The organism is Streptomyces sp. NPDC043867 (assembly GCF_056435845.1).
Genome location: NZ_JBWKDS010000016.1, coordinates 67,078 through 84,356 on the forward strand (window position 1 = coordinate 67,078; position 17,279 = coordinate 84,356).

The window sequence follows — 17,279 nt, forward strand, 5'->3', positions numbered from 1 at the left end:
ACCAACCCCCTCCCCCCCCACCCCCCCCCCCCCCCCCCCCCCCCCCCCCCCCCCCCCCCCCCCCCCCCCCCCCCCCCCCCCCACCGTCATGTCCGCATACGTTCGTCCCGCTGCGAGCCGCCGGACCAACGGCGGCTCCCCATACGGGAGATCGGGGGTGCACTCGTGCGCATCGGACTGCTTACGGAGGGTGGCTATCCGTATGTGAGCGGTGATGCCAGGCTCTGGTGCGACCGGCTCGTGCGCGGGCTCCGGCAGCACGAGTTCGACATCTACGCCCTCAGCCGCAGCGAGCACCAGGAGGACCAGGGCTGGGTCGAACTGCCACCCCAGGTCAGCCGGGTGCGCACCGCGCCGCTGTGGACGGCCGAGGACGACGGCGCGGTCCTCGGACGGCGGGCGCGGCGCCGCTTCGCCGAGGCGTACGGAGAGTTGGCCGCGGTGGTCTGCGCGGCGCCTGCACTCGCCGCCGGTATGCCTGCACTCGCCGCCGGCACGGAGGCACCCGCCGCCTCCGGAACCCGCGAAGCGCTTGAGGCGGACCGTTTCGGCAGTGCCCTGTACGCCCTCGCCGAACTCGCCCGCGACGAGGGCGGACTGGTCGGCGCCCTGCGCTCCGAGACCGCCGTACGCGCCCTGGAAAGCGCCTGTCGCGCGCCGGGTGCGCTCAGGGCCGCCCGCACGGCCGGGGTGCCGGACCTGCTCGCCGTCGCCGCCCACTTCGAGCGGGCGCTGCGGCCCCTCTCCCTCGACTGGTACGAGGACGACGGGCTCGGCTCGGCCGACCTGTGCCATGCCGCGGCCGGCGGCTCGGCCGCGCTGCCCGGCCTGCTCGCCCGTCACTTCTCCGGCGTGCCCCTGCTGGTCACCGAGTACGGAGTCCAGCTGCGCGCCCACTACCTGGCCTCCGGTCAGGCGCCCCCGGCGGTACGGTCGCTCCTCGCCGCCTTCCACGGCGCTCTGGCCACCGAGGTCTACCGCCGGGCCGCCGTCATCACGCCCGGCAACACGCACGCACGCCGCTGGCAGGAGCGCTGCGGCGCCGACCGCGCCAAGCTGCGCACGGTCTACCCCGGCATGGAGGCCTCCCGCTTCGCGCAGGTCGGCGAGAACGCGGAGGGCGCCGCGGGCGCGAACCCGGACACGCCGGTCGCCGACCCGGACACGCTGGTCTGGGTCGGCCGCATCGAACCGGCCAAGGACCTGATCGCCCTGCTCCACGCCTTCGCCGAGATCCGCAGGGAGGAGCCGAAGACGCGGCTGCGGATCGTCGGTGCCGCCGCCGGTGCCGAGGGCGCCGCCTACCTCGGTCACTGCAAGGCCCTGGCCGCGCAGCTCTTCCCCGACGAGGCGGAGGGCGTGCACGCGGTCGGCGACAACCCCGTCTCCTTCGAGGAGATCGGCGGCCCCGAGGTCCCGGACCTCGCGGAGGCGTACGCGGCCGGGGCCGTGGTCGTCCTGTCGAGCGTCGTCGAGGGCTTCCCGATCAGCCTGGTCGAGGCCATGTTCTGCGGACGCGCCACGGTCTCCACGGACGTCGGCGCGGTCGTCGAGGTCATCGGCGGTACGGGGCTGGTGGTCCCCCCGCGCAATCCGCGGGCGCTCGCCGAGGCGTGCGTGGCGCTGCTGCGCGACCCCGAACGCCGTGAGCGACTCGGCGCCGCCGCCCGCGCCCGGGCCCTCGAACTGTTCACCGTCGAGCAGAACGTCGCGGCGTTTCACGGCATCTACCTGGAGATCGTCTCGCACTCCCCGGTGCGCCGGATGCTGGTCGACGAGGCCGGTGAGCCCCTGCCCTTCGGCATGCCCGCCGAGGCCCAGGTGCCCGGCCGCTGGACCGAGTCCCGCCCGATGGCGGCGGGCCGGCCGCGCTGGGCGGCGGGAGCACCGGTACGGGCCACGGTGACCGCGCCGTCGGTCGCCGCGGCCTCCGCCGCTTCCGTCGTCGTCCCGGCGGTCTCGGCTGCCGCCGTCCCGGCGGTCCCCGCGGGAGAGGGCGTGTGATGAGCGAACACGGCGGGGCGAGCGGCCTGAGCGAACCGGGTGTGAGGGGCACGCGGGACGAAGGGGTCGAACCGGATGTGCGGGGCCTGGGCGTGGGCGGGGGCGGCCGGCACGTGCTGGATGCCGGCGGCGTGGGCCGGCGCGGCCAGGGCGTGCCGGAGGCGCAGGGTGCGGGTCAGGACGGCCAAGGCGCGCTGGACGTGGAGGGCGTGGGCCGGCGCGACCAGGGCGTGCCGGAGGCGCAGGGTGCGGGTGCGGCCGGTCAGAGCGTGCCGCATGTGAAGGGCGCGGCCGGTCAGGACGGGCCGGATGTCGGGCGCGTGGGCCGGGGCGGCCGGAGCGGGGGCGCCGGGGGCGCCGCGCACAGGGCGTTGGGCCGTCGAGGCGCCGTGGACCCCGTGAAGGCGCTCATGCACCGGCACCGCGAACTGTGCGCACGGGCCGTCGACCCGCTGGAGATCGCCGCGGGCCTGGAGGCGCACGGCGTGACCGACCGCACTGCCGCGCGCTTCCGGCACCGGGACGTGTTCTCTCTCGCGGAGGAGATGTACGCCCGCGTGCCGCGCGACGGTGATCCGACGGCGCAGCCCGGGCAGACCGACCCTTCCGGCGCGCCCGCCCGCTGGGCCGCACTCGCCCTGCTGCCGGGCATCCTGTGCGCCGCCACCGTGGCGGGCCTGCGCCTCACCGACGGCCGGCCGCGCCTCGCCGTGGCCGCGACCGGTGTCCTGGCCGTCGTGCTCGGCCTCCGGGCGGCACTGCGCCGCGGACCCCTCAGCTCCCCGAACCGCAGCACCCCACGTGCGTGGACCTGCTGGCTCCTCGCGTACGCGCTCCTCGGCGACGGACTGCTGAGCGCCGGCCTCGCGGGCGGTCCCGACGGTGCCTGGCCCCTGGCCGTCGCGCCGCTCCTGGCCCTCGCGCTGGCCTGCGCCCCCGCGGCCTGGTGCACGCACCTCTTCTCCGTACGCGCCCGGCGCAGGCTGACCGTCAGCCGCGGTCTGGAGGAGTTCGCCGCCTCCGTGAAGCCGCTGCTCCTGGGGACGTTCGGGCTCTTCCTCTGTTCCCTGGGCGCGCTGCTCGCCCTGTGCGGGACGGTCCTGGGCGAGCCCGCCGCCCTCGGCGGAGCCGGGGCTCTCGGAGCACTGCTCCTGTTGGCCCGCCTGCTCACTGCGCACGGCTTCACCCACGCTCCTGCCGTCGTCCTCGCCGCCGCGGGCGCGAGCGAGGCGACGGCCCTGTCGACGGTCTTCGCGAGCCGCCTCCCCGGCTGCTCGTCCCTCGCCAGGCCGGTCGAGACCCTCGTCCAGGCGGGCGGTCCGGGGGCCGTCCCGGCCGTGGTGTGCGGCACGGCCGCCCTCGTTCTTCTGGTCCACGCCAGCCGCACCCTGACCCGGGCCTCCGCCCACGCCACACCGGCCGGAGCCACCCCGTGAGGACCGGCTCCCGGTCCGCGCACCCCCTTTCTCCCGCGGGGCCGACACCGCGGGCCCCACTCCCGATCCACGGCACCACCCCTGAAGGAGAACGCAAGATGATCACCTCCCGAACCGGAGAGTCCGCCCCGGGAGCCGCCCGATGAGGGTCCTGCTGACCGGAGCCAACGGATACCTGGGCCGCTTCGTCGCCGACCGGCTGCTCGCCGACCCGGCCGTCCAGCTCACCGCGCTCGGCCGCGGCGACGACGCCGACGTACGGTTCGACCTCGCCTCCGGCAGTCCCGGCGCGCTCACCCGCTTCCTGGACGCGGTGCACCCCGGGGTCGTCGTCAACTGCGCGGGCGCCACCCGCGGCGGCGCCCGCGAACTCATCCGGCACAACACCGTCGCCGTCGCCACCGTCTGCGAGGCCCTGCGCCGCAGCGGCTGCGGCGCACGACTCGTGCAGATCGGCTGCGGCGCCGAGTACGGGCCGAGCCAGCCCGGCTCCTCGACCGCGGAGGACGCCGTACCGCGTCCCGGCGGCCCGTACGGCGTCAGCAAACTCGCCGCCACCGAACTGGTCCTCGGCTCGGGCCTGGACGCCGTCGTACTGCGCGTCTTCTCGCCCGCGGGCCCCGGCACCCCCGCCGGATCCCCGCTCGGCCGTCTCGCCGAGGCCATGCGCCGTGCCATCCAGTCCGGCGACGGCGAACTCAAACTCGGCGGCCTCGGTGTCCAGCGCGACTTCATCGACGTCCGCGATGTCGCCCGCGCCGTCCACGCCGCCTCCCTCTCCGCCGCCCAGGGCGTCATCAACATCGGCTCGGGCCGCGCCGTACGCCTTCGCGACGCCGCCGCCGTCCTCGCCCGGGTGGCCGGCTACGGCGGCGCACTGCACGAACTCGACGGGCCGCCGGGGCCGATGAGGCCGTCCATCATCCACCCCCGCAACGAACCCGACCACGTGCCCCCCACCGCCTTCCCCTACCCGGACGGCTGCGGCAGCTGGCAGCAGGCCGACGTCCGCACCGCGCGCGACCGCCTCGGCTGGCGGCCCCTCATCAACCTCGAGGAATCCCTCGCCGACATCTGGATGGAGGCGGCATGCCGTATCTGACCCGCTCCGCGGCGGGCACCGCAAGCACCGGCGTGGGACTCGGCTTCGGCATCCCCGGCTATGCGCACCCCCTCGTCGCTCCGCTGGAGTGGGGCGAGCTGACCCGCCCCGGCACCCCCTTGCACTGGGTGGTCCTCAACGTCGCCGACGGGCCCGGTACGCGCCCCGACCCCCGCTGCCTGGAAGCAGCGGGACGCCTGCGCAACGCCGGTGTCCGGGTGCTGGGACACCTGGACACCGCCCACGGCGCCCGCACCTTCGGCGAACTGGTCTCCGACGCCCACCGCTACCTCGACTGGTACCGCACCGACGGCTTCTTCCTGGACCGCTGTCCCACCGAGCGCGCCGCGCTCCCCGAGGTCCGCCGCACGGTGACCACGCTCCGAGCGCTGTGCGAGCGAGGTCACATCGTGCTCGGCCACGGCACGCACCCGTACGCCGGATACGCCGAGGACGCCGACCAACTGGTCACCTTCTCCGGTTCCTGGGGCGACTACCGCTGGTCGCAGGCGGCCGAGTGGACCGCCGACCATCCGCCCGAGCGCTTCTGCCACTTCGTGCACGGCGTCCCCCGCGGCCATCTCGAAGAGGCCCTGCGCATCGCCCGCTGGCAGGGCGCGTCGACGATCTACTTCACCGACCGCACCGCCGACGCCGGCCGCGCCGACCCCTGGGCGAGCATGCCCGGCTACTGGGACGAGATCGTCTCGCGAGTCGGAACGGGTGTCTCGGAATGAAGAAGGGCGTGGCAGTGTTACGGGGAGAACGACCTCCCCCGGTCTCGGCTGCGCCCGAGCAGGGGGACACCCATTGATTGACCGATTAACGGAGTAACCGTGTCGCTGCCACCCCTGGTCGAGCCGGCTGCCGAGCTCACCGTAGACGAGGTCCGCAGGTACTCCCGCCACCTGATCATTCCGGACGTCGGAATGGACGGGCAGAAGCGGCTGAAGAACGCCAAGGTGCTCTGTGTGGGCGCCGGCGGCCTCGGATCGCCGGCCCTGATGTACCTGGCCGCCGCGGGCGTGGGCACGCTCGGCATCGTGGAGTTCGACGAGGTCGACGAGTCGAACCTGCAGCGCCAGATCATCCACAGCCAGGCGGACATCGGCCGCTCCAAGGCCGCGTCGGCGCGTGACTCGGTGCTGGGCATCAACCCGTACGTGAACGTGGTCCTTCACGAGGAGCGGCTGGAAGCCGACAACGTGATGGACATCTTCAGCCAGTACGACCTGATCGTGGACGGCACGGACAACTTCGCCACCCGGTACCTGGTCAACGACGCGTGCGTGCTGCTCAACAAGCCGTACGTATGGGGTTCCATCTACCGCTTCGACGGCCAGGCCTCGGTCTTCTGGTCCGAGCACGGCCCCTGCTACCGCTGCCTCTACCCGGAGCCCCCGCCGCCCGGCATGGTCCCCTCCTGCGCCGAGGGCGGTGTCCTCGGCGTGCTGTGCGCGTCCATCGGATCCATCCAGGTCAACGAGGCCATCAAGCTCCTCGCGGGCATCGGCGAGCCGCTCGTCGGCCGTCTGATGATCTACGACGCCCTGGAGATGCAGTACCGCCAGGTCAAGGTCCGCAAGGACCCGGACTGCGCGGTCTGCGGTGAGAACCCCACCGTCACCGAGCTCATCGACTACGAGGCCTTCTGCGGCGTCGTGTCCGAGGAGGCGCAGGAGGCGGCCGCCGGCGCGACGATCACTCCGAAGCAGCTCAAGGAGTGGATCGACGACGGCGAGAACATCGACATCATCGACGTCCGCGAGATCAACGAGTACGAGATCGTCTCGATCCCCGGTGCCCGGCTGATTCCGAAGAACGAGTTCCTCATGGGCACCGCCCTGGAGAGCCTCCCGCAGGACAAGAAGATCGTCCTGCACTGCAAGACGGGTGTCCGCAGTGCGGAAGTCCTCGCCGTGCTGAAGTCGGCGGGTTTCTCCGACGCGGTGCACGTCGGCGGCGGTGTGATCGGCTGGGTCAACCAGATCGAGCCGGACAAGCCCATCTACTAGGCGTCCACGCCGGTCCGTCGGACGTCCGGCTTTTCGGCAGGGGCCCGGCACCGCGTGTGCCGGGCCCCTTTCCGCGGGGTCCCGCCCTGCTACGAGCGAATCCCGGCGCGCTACGAGCAGACCTTGCCGTCCTTCGGCACCGATCCGTCCAGCAGATAGCCGTTCACCGTGGAGTCGACGCAGTCGCTGCCGCTCCCGTACGCCCCATGCCCCTCGCCCTTCCAGGTCAGGAGCACGCCGACGTCCTTCCCCAGCTCGTCCGCCATCTTGCGGGCACCCTCGTAGGGCGTCGCCGGGTCCCCGGTGTTGCCCACGAGCAGGACGGGAGCCGACCCGGGCGCGCTGACCTCCGGCGTGTCGTACTGCCCGGCGACCGGCCAGTCGTGGCACCAGCCCGCCGTGTCCCAGCCCATGAAGTCGCCGAAGACGGGCGAGATCTTCTCGAAGTCCGGCAGCAGCCCCTCCGCCTCCTCGGGCGTCAGCCGCTGCTTGTCGTCCAGGCACGATATGACTCGTTGGGCATGGGCCGTCGTGCCGTAGTGCCCCGAGGCGTCACGCTCGTTGTAACCGTCGGCCAGCGTCAGCAGCTGTGAACCGTCTCCGCCCTCGGCGGCCTTCAAGGCGCTGGTCAGGGTGGGCCAGGACTGCTCGCTGTACAGCGGCAGGACGATGCCGGTCAGCGCCAGCGTCTGGGTGAGCTTGCGGTCGGAGGACGCCGCGAGCGGCTTCGCGTCGATCCGCTCCAGCAGGTCCACGATCTTCTGGGAGCCCCGCTTCGGGTCCTGACCGGTCGACTTCAGGTAGGCGTCCAGAGCGCGCTGGAAGCCACGGGTCTGGTTCTTGGCATGGCCCACCGTGTCGGCGCTCGGGTCGACGACGGCGTCCAGCACCACACGCCCCACGTGCTCGGGGAAGAGATGGGCGTACACCCCGCCCAGCTCCGTGCCGTACGAGATGCCGAAGTAGTGCATCTTCGGATCGCCGAGGACCTGGCGCATCAGGTCCAGGTCGCGGGCCGTGTCCGTGGTCGAGACGTGCGACATCAGCTTCCCGCCGTTCCTCAGGCAGCCCTTGCCGAAGTCCGTCGCGTCCTTGAGGTAGGCCGTCTCCTCGGTCGCGTCGTCCGGGGTCGCGTCCACCGACTCGGCGGCTTCCATCTCCTTGTCGCTGCGGCAGCGCACACCTTCGCTGGCGGCGACTCCGCGCGGGTCCCAGCTCACCAGGTCGTAGCGCTGGTGGAGCTTCGAGACCGTACCCGCGTACGACGGCATCGTGGCGACGCCCGAGGCGCCCGGGCCGCCGAAGTTGAAGACGAGGGAGCCGAGCCGCTCGCCGCCGGTGGCCTTCGTACGGATCAGCGCGAGGTCGATGGTCCTGCCGTCGGGCTGCGCGTAGTCGAGAGGCACCTTGAGCTTCGTGCACTGCCAGGCATCGCCCGGGGCGGGGGAGTGCGACGTGCCCTTGCAGCCGCCCCAGTCCAGCCGCTGCGAGGTCAGCGACGAGGGCAGTCGCGGCGAGGCGCCGGACGAGGGCGTCGTGGCCGACGCGTCGGAACGGTCCTGTCCCCCGGACGTGTTCTTGCCTTCGCCGGAGGAGCCCCCGCTGCAGCCGGCCACCAGCAGAGCGGCGGCGGCCGCCGCCGTCCATCGTGCGAAACGTGTCATGCGCTCTCCCCCTCAGCAGTGATCCGCTCGTAGTCGCGGATCACATGCAGGCCATAGTAGGCGCCTGCGCCCGACCACCGTCGGGGCCTGTGGATAACGCTTTGACCTGGTGTTTTCTAGGAGCAGACGGTTCCGGCGGAGGGCACGGTCCCCTGCAGCAGATAGCCGTCGACCGCGTTGTGCACGCACTTGTTCCCGCTGTCGTAGGCACCGTGCCCCTGGCCCTTGTATGTCAGCTGGACGCCCACCGACGGGCCCAGCGCGTCCGCCATCTTCTTCGCACCCTCGTACGGTGTGGCCGGATCGCCGGTGTTGCCGACGACGAGGATCGGAGCCGATCCGGGCGCGCTCACGTCGGGGTGGTCGGCGGCGCCCGCCACCGGCCAGTCGCTGCAGCTGACCATGCCCCAGGCCAGGTAGTCGCCGAACAGCGGCGAGGCGGACCGGAACTCAGGCAGCTTCGCCTCCACGTCGGCCGTGGTGTAGCGCGGCTTGTCGTCGGCGCAGTTGATGGAGACGTTGGCCGCGGTGATGTTGCTGTACTCGCCGTCCTCGTTGCGCCCGTTCATCGAGTCGGACAGCAGCATCAGCACCTTGCCGTCACCGTCGTACGCCTCTTCGAGGCCCTGCGTGAGGTACTCCCAGAAGTCCTTGGAGTACAGGGCCTGGGCGATGCCACTGGTCGCCGCGGTCTGGGTCAGCTCGCGGGGGAAGACGCCGGGAATCGGCTTGCGGTCGAGGTCCGCCAGCAGTTTCGCGATGCGGTCCTTGACGTCCTGCGGGGAGTCGCCGACCGGGCAGTCCTCCGTCTTCGAGGTGCAGTCCTCGGCGAAGTTGTCGAGCGCGAGCTGGAAACCCCTGGCCTGTCCCAGCGAGCCCTGTTCCGGCGACTGCGTCGGGTCGACGACCGCGTCGAAGACGGCACGCCCCACCTTCCCGGGGAACAGGTGCGCGTACACGCCGCCCAGTTCGGTGCCGTACGAGATGCCGAAGTAGTACAACTTGTCGTCGCCGAGCACCTGCCGCATCAGGTCCATGTCACGGGCCGCGTCGGTCGTCCGCAGGTGCGGCAGGGTCCGGCCTGAGTTCTTCTCGCAGGCCGCATTGAACTGCTTGGTGTTGTCGAGCAGCGCGGTGCGTTCCGCCGCGTCGTCCGGCGTCGCGTCCTGTTCGAAGTACTCGTCGAGCTGCTGGTCGTCCTCGCACTTCACGCCTGCGCTGCGGCCGACCCCGCGAGGGTCGAAACTCACCAGGTCGTAGCGGGTGCGCAGTTTCGCGTAGTCCTCGCCGAAGGCGGGCAGCGCGGTGATTCCGGAGCCGCCGGGACCGCCGAAGTTGAAGACGAGCGAGCCGATGCGCTTGCTCTTGTCGCCACTGGTCCCGGCCCGGATCAGGGCGATGCCGATCGTGTCGCCCGTGGGCTTGTCCCAGTCGAGCGGCGCCTTCATCGTGGCGCACTGCCACCTGGTGCCCCCCGGCAGCGGCGAGGGTGCGTTGCCGCCGCCCTCGGACGCGGACGGCGCGGGGCAGTCCTTCCAGCTCAGTTTCTGAGTTGTCAGGTCCTCGTCCTTGGAGTCGTCGTCACTGCAGCCCGTCATCAGCGACGACAGCAGGAGGGCGGCGGCGGTGAGGGCAGCGGCGCGCAGTCCGGGCGGCATCGGCATGATCCCATCCTGAGGTCGCGCCTGGCGGGACGCTCGGGGCGCGGGCCGTGCGGGTGAGGAGCGGCCGGTGGTTCGTCCGGATCACGTGGAGGCCCGTCAGGATCACTCGACGGTTCGTACGGATGCCCCGAGGGCTCGTGGAGACTGCCGCGCGTGGGCTAGAGCGCGCCCTTGCGGGTCAGATGGTTGAAGAACAGCCATCCCGGCAGCACCGGAAGCCAGAGCGTCAGGAGCCGGTACAGCAGCACCGCGGGTGCCGCGACCTCCTTGGGGAGCCCGACGGCGATCAGACCCACCGTCAGCGTCGCCTCGACCGCGCCGACGCCGCCCGGGGTCGGCGCCGCCGAGCCGAGCGCGTTGCCCGCGAGGAAGACGACGGCGACGCTGGCGAGGCTGAGGGTGGTCGTCTCCTCGTGGCCGAAGGCCCTGATCGACGCGTCCAGGCACATCACGAAGCAGGCGGTGAGGAGCAGCATGCCGCCGATGCCGGTGATCAGCTTCTGCGGCCGCTGGAGCACGTCGAGCATGCGCGGCACGACCCCGGCGAACAGCGACCTCACGCGCGTGGCGACGAATTTGCGCAGGAACGGCACCGAGGTCACCACGAGCACCAGGACCGCGACCGTCAGCAGACCGGCGATGACCGTACGGGACGGCGACAGGGAGGGCGTCTTCTCGGTGCCGGTGAGATATCCGAACGACAGCAGCATCAGGATGTGGCAGCCGAGTCCGAAAAGCTGCGACGCGCCGACACTGGCCACCGCGAGCCCGGGGCGGACTCCCGCGCGTTGCAGGAAGCGGGTGTTGAGGGCGACTCCGCCCACCGCCGCGGGCGCCACGATCTTCACGAACGAACCGGCGACCTGCGCTGCCACGGTCCGCAGGAACGGCACCCGCTCCGGTACGAAGCCGAGCAGGCTCATCGCCGCCGCGAAGTAGCTCAGCGCCGAGAACAGCACGGCCGCGGCGACCCAGCCCCACTCGGCGCTGTCGAAGAGAGTGCCGAACTCGATGTGGGTCAGCTGCGTCAGCAGGAAGTACGCGCCGATGGCGCCGGCGATGAAACTGATCAGCGTGCGCGGCCGGACGCGCTCGAGGCGGGCAGGCTCGACCGGCGCCTGCGGCCTGATCAGCAGCACCTGGTGGCGGATCTGGGTGAGCAGATCCTCCTCGCGTGCCTCCTCCAGAGCGTCGTCGATCGCCCGCTTCTCCGCCCGCTGCTCGGCACGTACGGCCTTCTTGTCGGGCTTCTCCAGTACGGGCCTGGTGTGCTCGTGGGCTTCCTCGGTGCGGGCGAGCTTGTCCTGCCGGGAGGCGTCCAGGACCGCGTCGCGCTCGCGCTGTGCACGCTCACGGGCCAGTTTCCGCAGCGTCGCGCGCGTGGAGCGCGTCAGCGCGATCGGCTGGAGCAGCGGGAGGCAGTCCGCGACCGCGTCCGGGCCCAGCACGCCGACCGCCGAGGCGACCGCCCGCTCGGCGCCGACGCGCAGTCCGAGCGTCGTCACCAGCTGCGCGATGTCCATGCGCAGCACCAGGTCACCTGCGGCGATCTCGCCGCCGCGCAGGTCGGTGAGGATCACCGTGCCGGAACGATCCACCAGGATGGCGTCGCCCGCGAGCCTGCGGTGCGCGATGCGCCGAGACTGGAGCGCCTGGACCTGATGCCAGGTGTCCCGCAGGAGGTCGTCCGTGATCATGTCGTCGGGCACCGAGTCGAGCGTGTGGCCGCCCGTGTGCTCGTAGACCAGCATCACCGCGTCGGGGCCGAGTTCGGAGGTCGCGATCAGCTTCGGCGCGTTGGCACCGGCCGCGATGGCCGCGTACGCGAGGAGCGCTTCCTGCTCCAGGGCCTGGCGCAGGGACTGGAGGCTGCGGCGCGTGGTGATGCCGCGCAGCGTCAGCCGGCGCCACACGCGGTAGAAGAAGCCCTGCGCCTGCTGTTCCCGGTCGACGACCGTGACGTCCAGGGGCGGGCCGTCCTCCAGAGTGACGAAGTAGCGCCGGCCGCGGTCGCCGTTGTCCGTGGTGTCCGGCGCCTCGTCGCGGGCGGCGCTCACCGGGTGGAAACCGACGTGCCGCAGCCCCGCCATCAGCGTGCGGCCGGTCGGCCGCACGTTCGGCGAGCCGACCGCGTACAGCGTCCCGTACGCGACCGTCCAGCCGATCAGCACGGTCAGGATGATCGAGAACGGTGTCGTGTAGCCGGTGACCAGCATCGAGAAGGCGTCCAGGAGCAGCACCACCCACAGCACGCCACGCCAGCGCGGCCGGCGCGACATGCCGACGGCCGTCATGTAGGCGATGACGGGCGCGAGGTAACCGTGCACCGGGTCGGTGAGGGCGTGGACATCGCCGGGCGAGGGCTGGGTGAGCGCTTCCTGGATGGAATGCGGTGCGGCCTTGGCGACCCACAGGTCGGTGGCGAGCGTCACTCCGTGGGCGAGGACGGCGGCGAGCACGCCGTCGGCGATGCGCAGACCGTCCCGCTTGATCAGCCGCTCGATCGCGAACGCGACCGGCACCAGGAGGATCGCGATGCTCGACACCAGGCCGGCGATCTTGATCAGCAGGTCGGGTGCCTGGCCGGTGCCCTTGTTGATGTCCTGTTCGAGCCCCGACGTGGTGCCGTGGGCGAACGCGGCGACGGCGAGCAGCAGCACGATCGCGAGGAACCCCACGAGGAGCCGCATCAGGTCCGAGGGGCGGTGCACACGCGCGGGGAGCAGCGGTTCGTCGCCCTCGACCTCGTCGTTGTGCGGGTCCTCGGCGCAGTCGGCGCCCTGCCCGCTCACCTCGTCCGCAGCCGCGTTCGTGGGCGCTCGGTCGCCTGCCTGAGCGGTGTCCGGGCGCGACGACGGCTCAGAGGTGCCCTCCGCGTCCTCGGGGTGCACACCCTGCTGCTTCATCGTCTCTTCTTGATCTCGTATCACCTGTCACCGCCCGCACGATGGTGGCATGCCCGGCCGGGACACGGGGGCAGGAGGGTGCAATACGGGGGCGCACAGTCTGCCGGAAGCAGGTCTTCGGGGCGAGTGCTGCGCCCCGTGACCGCCGCGACGCGTTGTCGGTGGGGTGGGGCAGGATGGGTCGGATGAGTGAGGAGAGCCTTCCGGCGGACGCCCTGCCGGAGTACGCGGAGCGGGTGCTCGACGTCGCCGAGCTGATCCCGTCCGGGCACGTCATGACGTACGGGGACGTCGCCGAATGGCTGGACGAGGGCGGTCCGCGCCAGGTGGGCCGGGTGATGGCCCTGTACGGAGGAGCGGTCCCGTGGTGGCGCGTCATCCGCGCGGACGGGGTGCTGGTCCCCGGCCACGAGCTGGAGGCGCTGAGCCACTACCGCGCGGAGGGCACGCCCCTGAAGGAAGTCGGCCGGACCTCCGAAGGTCATCTGCCGCGCGTCGACATGAGACGGGCGAGATGGGACGGGGGCGAGCGCGCGGAAGGTCACACCTGACAGCTTCCGCCATCGGACGGGCGAACGGGGAACCTGTGGCCCGTACGGGGGAAGTCGGGCACCCGCGCGGCATGCCGTACGTTCGAGCAGCGAGGGACGCAGGGGGCACGAGGGAAGAAGGGGAAGCTCTCCTTCCACGGTGTCCACCGGCGTAGCGTCTTCCCGGGTGTCCACCGGTGTGGCATCGCTGACGCACGTCTCCCTCACCCCGCCGCCACCCCCTCCCGCACGCGCCGGCCCTCGTACCGGACGCCCGACCACCCCCGAACGAGAGCGCTCAGCGCCCGCAGTGACCGAACGCACAACCACCAGGACCGGCGAACCACGTGAGCTCCTCCTCTTCCACCAGGCGCCTGTCGCACCACCAGGTGCGCCAGGGGACCCGTGGCGCCTACCGACTGGTACGTACCCCGCCGGCCCGGCCGGACCCCCCTCGGCTGGACGCGGCGCAGCGCTCCGTGGTTGACCACAAGGGGGGCCCGCTGCTCGTTCTGGCCGGTCCCGGTACGGGCAAGACGACCACGCTGGTCGAGTCGGTGGCGGCACGCATCGCCCGGGGCGGGGACCCGCAGCGCATCCTGGTGCTGACCTTCAGCCGCAAGGCGGCCGTCGAGCTGCGTGACCGCATGGCGCTGCGCATCGGAGCCGCGCGCGCCCCACGGGCGACCACGTTCCACTCGTACTGCTACGCCCTGGTCCGCGCTCACCAGGACAGCGACCTGTTCGCCGAGCCCCTGCGGCTGCTGTCCGGTCCCGAACAGGACGTGGCGGTGCGTGAGCTGCTCGCGGGGCAGCCCGCCCTGGAGCGGCTCGGTCTCGCGCACGTGCGCTGGCCGGACGAACTGCGGGCCTGCCTGACCACCCGCGGCTTCGCGGACGAGGTCCGCGCGGTGCTTGCCCGCAGCCGCGAGCTGGGACTGAGCCCCGACGCCCTCGACGCGTTCGCCTCCCGTATCGGCCGCCCGGACTGGCGGGCGGCGGCCGCCTTCCTCGCCGAGTACCTCGACGTGCTCGACATGCAGGGAGTGCTCGACTACGCCGAACTCGTCCACCGCGCGGTGCTGCTCGCCGGCCGGGCGGAGGTCGCCGAACGGCTGGCCGCCCAGTACGACGCGGTCTACGTGGACGAGTACCAGGACACCGACCCCGCACAGGTACGGCTGCTGCACGCCCTCGCGGGAGGCGGCCGCACCCTGGTGGCCCTCGGCGATCCCGACCAGTCGATCTACGCGTTCCGCGGTGCCGACGTGAACGGCATCCTGGAATTCCCGCACGCGTTCCCGCGCCTGGACGGCCGCCCGGCGCCGGTGGCGGTCCTGCGCACGTCCCGCCGCTCGGGCGCGGCCCTGCTCGGTGCCACGCGTCTGGTCACCCAGCGCATGCCCCTGACCCGCCTGCCCGCGGAGAAGGTCCGCGCCCACCGCGAGCTCACGCCTGTCCGGGGCGGAGGGCGCGTCGAGGTCTACACGTACCCGACACCGGGCACGGAACTGGACAACATCGCGGACATCCTCCGCCGGGCGCACCTGGAGGACGGCGTCCCGTGGGGCGAGATGGCGGTCCTGGTGCGCGCGGGCTCCCGCACCATCCCCGCCGTCCGGCGCGCTCTCACGGCCGCAGGCGTCCCCCTGGACATCGACGGCGACGACCTGCCGCTGCGCCACGAACCGGCGGTGGCACCGCTGCTCGCGGCCCTGAGGGCGGTGGCGACGGCGGCGGCGGAAACGGTGGGCGTCGGCTCTGGGGCCACTGACCTGTCCGCACCGGAAGCGGGCGCGGAGCCGACGAAGCCTGTGCTGTCCGCGGAGCCAACTGAGCCTTCGGATCCCACGGAGCCCATGGCCTCGGCGGAGCCCACCGAGCCCACCGAGCCCACCGAGCCCACCGAGCCTGCGGATCCCGCGGATCCCGCGGATCCCGCGGATCCCGCGGATCCCGCGGATCCCGCGGAGTTCACGGACCCGGCGGTGCCCGCGCCGTCGGCCCCGGCGGACTCCGGAACGGCCGCCTCCGGTCGGGTGGGAACCTGGCTCGACACCGAGACCGCGCTCACGCTGCTCGCCTCGCCCCTCGCCGGCATGGACGCCGCCGACCTGCGCCGTCTCGGCCGTGCGCTGCGTGAGGAGGAGCGCGCCGGGGGCAACCACGTGCCCCCGCCCTCCGACGAACTGCTGAGGCGCGCACTCGCCGAACCGGAACGGCTGGTGGCGCACGATCCGGCGTACGCCCGGGGCGCACAGCGCCTGGGTGCGCTGCTGCGCAAGGCACGCGAACGCCTCGCGGGCGGTGGCACGGCGGAGGAGGCCCTCTGGGACCTGTGGGAGGGCACGCCGTGGCCGCAGCGCCTGGAGCGCTCGGCCCGGCGCGACGGCGCGGCGGGGCGCAACGCCGACCGCGACCTCGACGCGGTGTGCGCGCTCTTCGCGACCGCGGCCCGCGCCGAGGAACGCATCGGTGGCCGCGGCGCCCTCAACTTCCTGGAGGAGATCGAGGCCCAGGACATCGCCGCCGACACGCTCACCCGCCGGGCCGTGCGCCCCGACGCCGTCCGGCTGATGACCGCGCACCGCTCCAAGGGCCTGGAGTGGCGGCTCGTCGTGGTCGCCGGCGTCCAGGAGGGGCTGTGGCCCGACCTGCGGCGGCGCGGCTCCCTGCTGGAGGCCGACCGCATCGGCCGCGACGGCCTCGCCGAGCCCCTGACGCCCGGAGCGCTGCTCTCCGAGGAACGCCGGCTGTTCTACGTGGCCGCCACGCGCGCGCGTGAACGCCTCGTCGTCACCGCGGTGAAGGCCCCGGCGGACGACGGGGACCAGCCCTCCCGCTTCCTCACCGAGCTCGGCGTCGAGCCCAAGGACGTGACGGGCCGCCCGCGCCGCCCCCTGTCCGTGGCCGCCCTGGTGGCAGAACTGCGGGCGACCACCGTCGACCCGCGGGTCTCCGACACCCTCCGGGAGGCCGCCGCCCGCCGCCTGGCGAGGCTCGCCGCACTCGGCGACGAGGACGGCCGCCCCCTGGTGCCGTCCGCGCACCCCTACCGCTGGTGGGGCATGTACGAGCCGACCGAGAGCAAGGTGCCGCTACGGGACCGCGACCACCCCGTCGTGCTCTCCGGAAGCGCCCTGGACCAGCTCGCCAACACCTGTGCCCTGCAGTGGTTCCTGGGCCGCGAGGTGAAGGCGGACGCCCCCGCGACGGCCGCCCAGGGATTCGGCAACGTGGTGCACGTCCTCGCCGACGAGGTGGCCTCCGGGCACACCCCCGCCGACCTCGACGTCCTCATGGAGCGGCTGGACTCCGTGTGGAACGCGCTCGCCTTCGACGCGCCCTGGAAGTCGTCGCAGGAGAAGGAGCACGCGCGCGTGGCGCTCGAACGCTTCCTGAACTGGCACGTCATGGACCGCACCGGCCGTACGCCGGTGGCCAGCGAGCAGGACTTCGACGTGACCCTGGAAGCGGGCTCCTACGAAGTGCGCATCCGCGGCTCCATGGACCGCGTCGAGACGGACTCCGAAGGCCGTGCCTACGTCGTCGACTTCAAGACCGGCAAGCAGGCACCGACCGCCGCCGACGTGGCCCGCCACCCGCAGCTCGCCGTCTACCAGCTGGCCGTGAACCACGGGGCGGTCGACGAGGTCTTCGACGGAGTGCGTCCCGAGCCCGGCGGCGCGGAACTCGTCCAGCTGCGACAGGGCGCCGCCAAGAAGAACGGCGGCGAGACCCTCCCCAAGGTGCAGGCCCAGGAGCCGCTCGCGGGGGGGTGGGTCGGCGACCTCCTCGCCACCGCCGCGGGCAAGGTCCTCGACGAGCGGTTCACCCCGGCCGCCGGACAGCACTGCACGCACTGCGCGTTCCGGGCGTCGTGCAGCGCGCGGCCGGAGGGCCGGCAGGTGATCGAGTGACGGGAGCCGCTCCGCCGGCGCCCAGGGGTGTCGTGCCG

At 72.7% G+C, this 17,279-nt stretch carries 10 protein-coding genes; 7 read left to right on the top strand and 3 right to left on the bottom strand.

Annotated features, from left to right (window positions below):
* The first annotated feature begins 165 nt into the window (after positions 1-165).
* The 5 genes from AC069T_RS17965 to moeZ all read left to right on the top strand — a co-directional run bounded on the left by AC069T_RS17965 (position 166) and on the right by moeZ (position 6,557).
* Positions 166-2,004 carry a DUF3492 domain-containing protein gene (locus tag AC069T_RS17965; protein WP_478783666.1) on the top strand — a complete coding sequence of 613 codons (1,839 nt, stop codon included), beginning with the start codon at positions 166-168 and terminating at the stop codon, positions 2,002-2,004.
* Entirely contained in the window at positions 2,004-3,440 is a 1,437-nt protein-coding gene (locus AC069T_RS17970) for a hypothetical protein (protein ID WP_478783667.1), read from the top strand. Before AC069T_RS17965 ends, AC069T_RS17970 begins: the two co-directional genes overlap by 1 nt.
* A 142-nt stretch (positions 3,441-3,582) precedes the next feature.
* Positions 3,583-4,542 (top strand): NAD-dependent epimerase/dehydratase family protein, encoded by a 960-nt coding sequence (locus tag AC069T_RS17975; protein WP_478783668.1) that lies wholly within the window; start codon positions 3,583-3,585, stop codon positions 4,540-4,542.
* Complete coding sequence (locus AC069T_RS17980; RefSeq protein WP_478783669.1) at positions 4,530-5,279, top strand: spherulation-specific family 4 protein; 750 nt, start codon at positions 4,530-4,532, stop codon at positions 5,277-5,279. The genes AC069T_RS17975 and AC069T_RS17980 overlap by 13 nt, the downstream gene beginning before the upstream one ends.
* 99 nt (positions 5,280-5,378) lie before the next feature.
* Positions 5,379-6,557 carry an adenylyltransferase/sulfurtransferase MoeZ gene (gene moeZ / locus AC069T_RS17985; RefSeq protein WP_478783670.1) on the top strand — a complete coding sequence of 393 codons (1,179 nt, stop codon included), beginning with the start codon at positions 5,379-5,381 and terminating at the stop codon, positions 6,555-6,557.
* A 110-nt stretch (positions 6,558-6,667) separates the two neighbouring features.
* Here moeZ and AC069T_RS17990 read toward each other — a convergent pair whose 3' ends face one another.
* From AC069T_RS17990 to AC069T_RS18000, 3 genes are all read right to left on the bottom strand, one after another.
* Positions 6,668-8,221, bottom strand: a complete 1,554-nt coding sequence (locus tag AC069T_RS17990; protein WP_478783671.1) for an alpha/beta hydrolase — start codon at positions 8,219-8,221, stop codon at positions 6,668-6,670.
* Positions 8,222-8,337: 116 nt separating this feature from the next.
* Positions 8,338-9,885, bottom strand: a complete 1,548-nt coding sequence (locus tag AC069T_RS17995) for an alpha/beta hydrolase (RefSeq protein WP_478783672.1) — start codon at positions 9,883-9,885, stop codon at positions 8,338-8,340.
* Between the two features lie 158 nt (positions 9,886-10,043).
* Positions 10,044-12,791, bottom strand: coding sequence for a lysylphosphatidylglycerol synthase transmembrane domain-containing protein (locus AC069T_RS18000; protein WP_478783673.1), 2,748 nt, complete (start codon positions 12,789-12,791; stop codon positions 10,044-10,046).
* A 185-nt stretch (positions 12,792-12,976) separates the two neighbouring features.
* Here AC069T_RS18000 and AC069T_RS18005 point away from each other — a divergent pair, with 185 nt between their 5' ends.
* Both AC069T_RS18005 and AC069T_RS18010 read left to right on the top strand, forming a co-directional pair.
* Positions 12,977-13,342 (top strand): MGMT family protein, encoded by a 366-nt coding sequence (locus AC069T_RS18005; protein ID WP_478783674.1) that lies wholly within the window; start codon positions 12,977-12,979, stop codon positions 13,340-13,342.
* A 326-nt stretch (positions 13,343-13,668) separates the two neighbouring features.
* Positions 13,669-17,241, top strand: coding sequence for an ATP-dependent helicase (locus AC069T_RS18010; RefSeq protein ID WP_478783675.1), 3,573 nt, complete (start codon positions 13,669-13,671; stop codon positions 17,239-17,241).
* Positions 17,242-17,279 lie beyond the last annotated feature (38 nt).

Excerpts from the sequence above, each read along its gene's own strand:
- AC069T_RS17990 (WP_478783671.1), bottom strand. The coding sequence starts at position 8,221 with ATGACACGTTTCGCACGATGGACGGCGGCGGCCGCCGCCGCTCTGCTG.
- AC069T_RS17995 (WP_478783672.1), bottom strand. The coding sequence starts at position 9,885 with ATGCCGATGCCGCCCGGACTGCGCGCCGCTGCCCTCACCGCCGCCGCC.
- AC069T_RS18005 (WP_478783674.1), top strand. The coding sequence starts at position 12,977 with ATGAGTGAGGAGAGCCTTCCGGCGGACGCCCTGCCGGAGTACGCGGAG.
- AC069T_RS17980 (WP_478783669.1), top strand. The coding sequence starts at position 4,530 with ATGCCGTATCTGACCCGCTCCGCGGCGGGCACCGCAAGCACCGGCGTG.
- AC069T_RS17975 (WP_478783668.1), top strand. The coding sequence starts at position 3,583 with ATGAGGGTCCTGCTGACCGGAGCCAACGGATACCTGGGCCGCTTCGTC.
- AC069T_RS18000 (WP_478783673.1), bottom strand. The coding sequence starts at position 12,791 with ATGAAGCAGCAGGGTGTGCACCCCGAGGACGCGGAGGGCACCTCTGAG.
- AC069T_RS17970 (WP_478783667.1), top strand. The coding sequence starts at position 2,004 with ATGAGCGAACACGGCGGGGCGAGCGGCCTGAGCGAACCGGGTGTGAGG.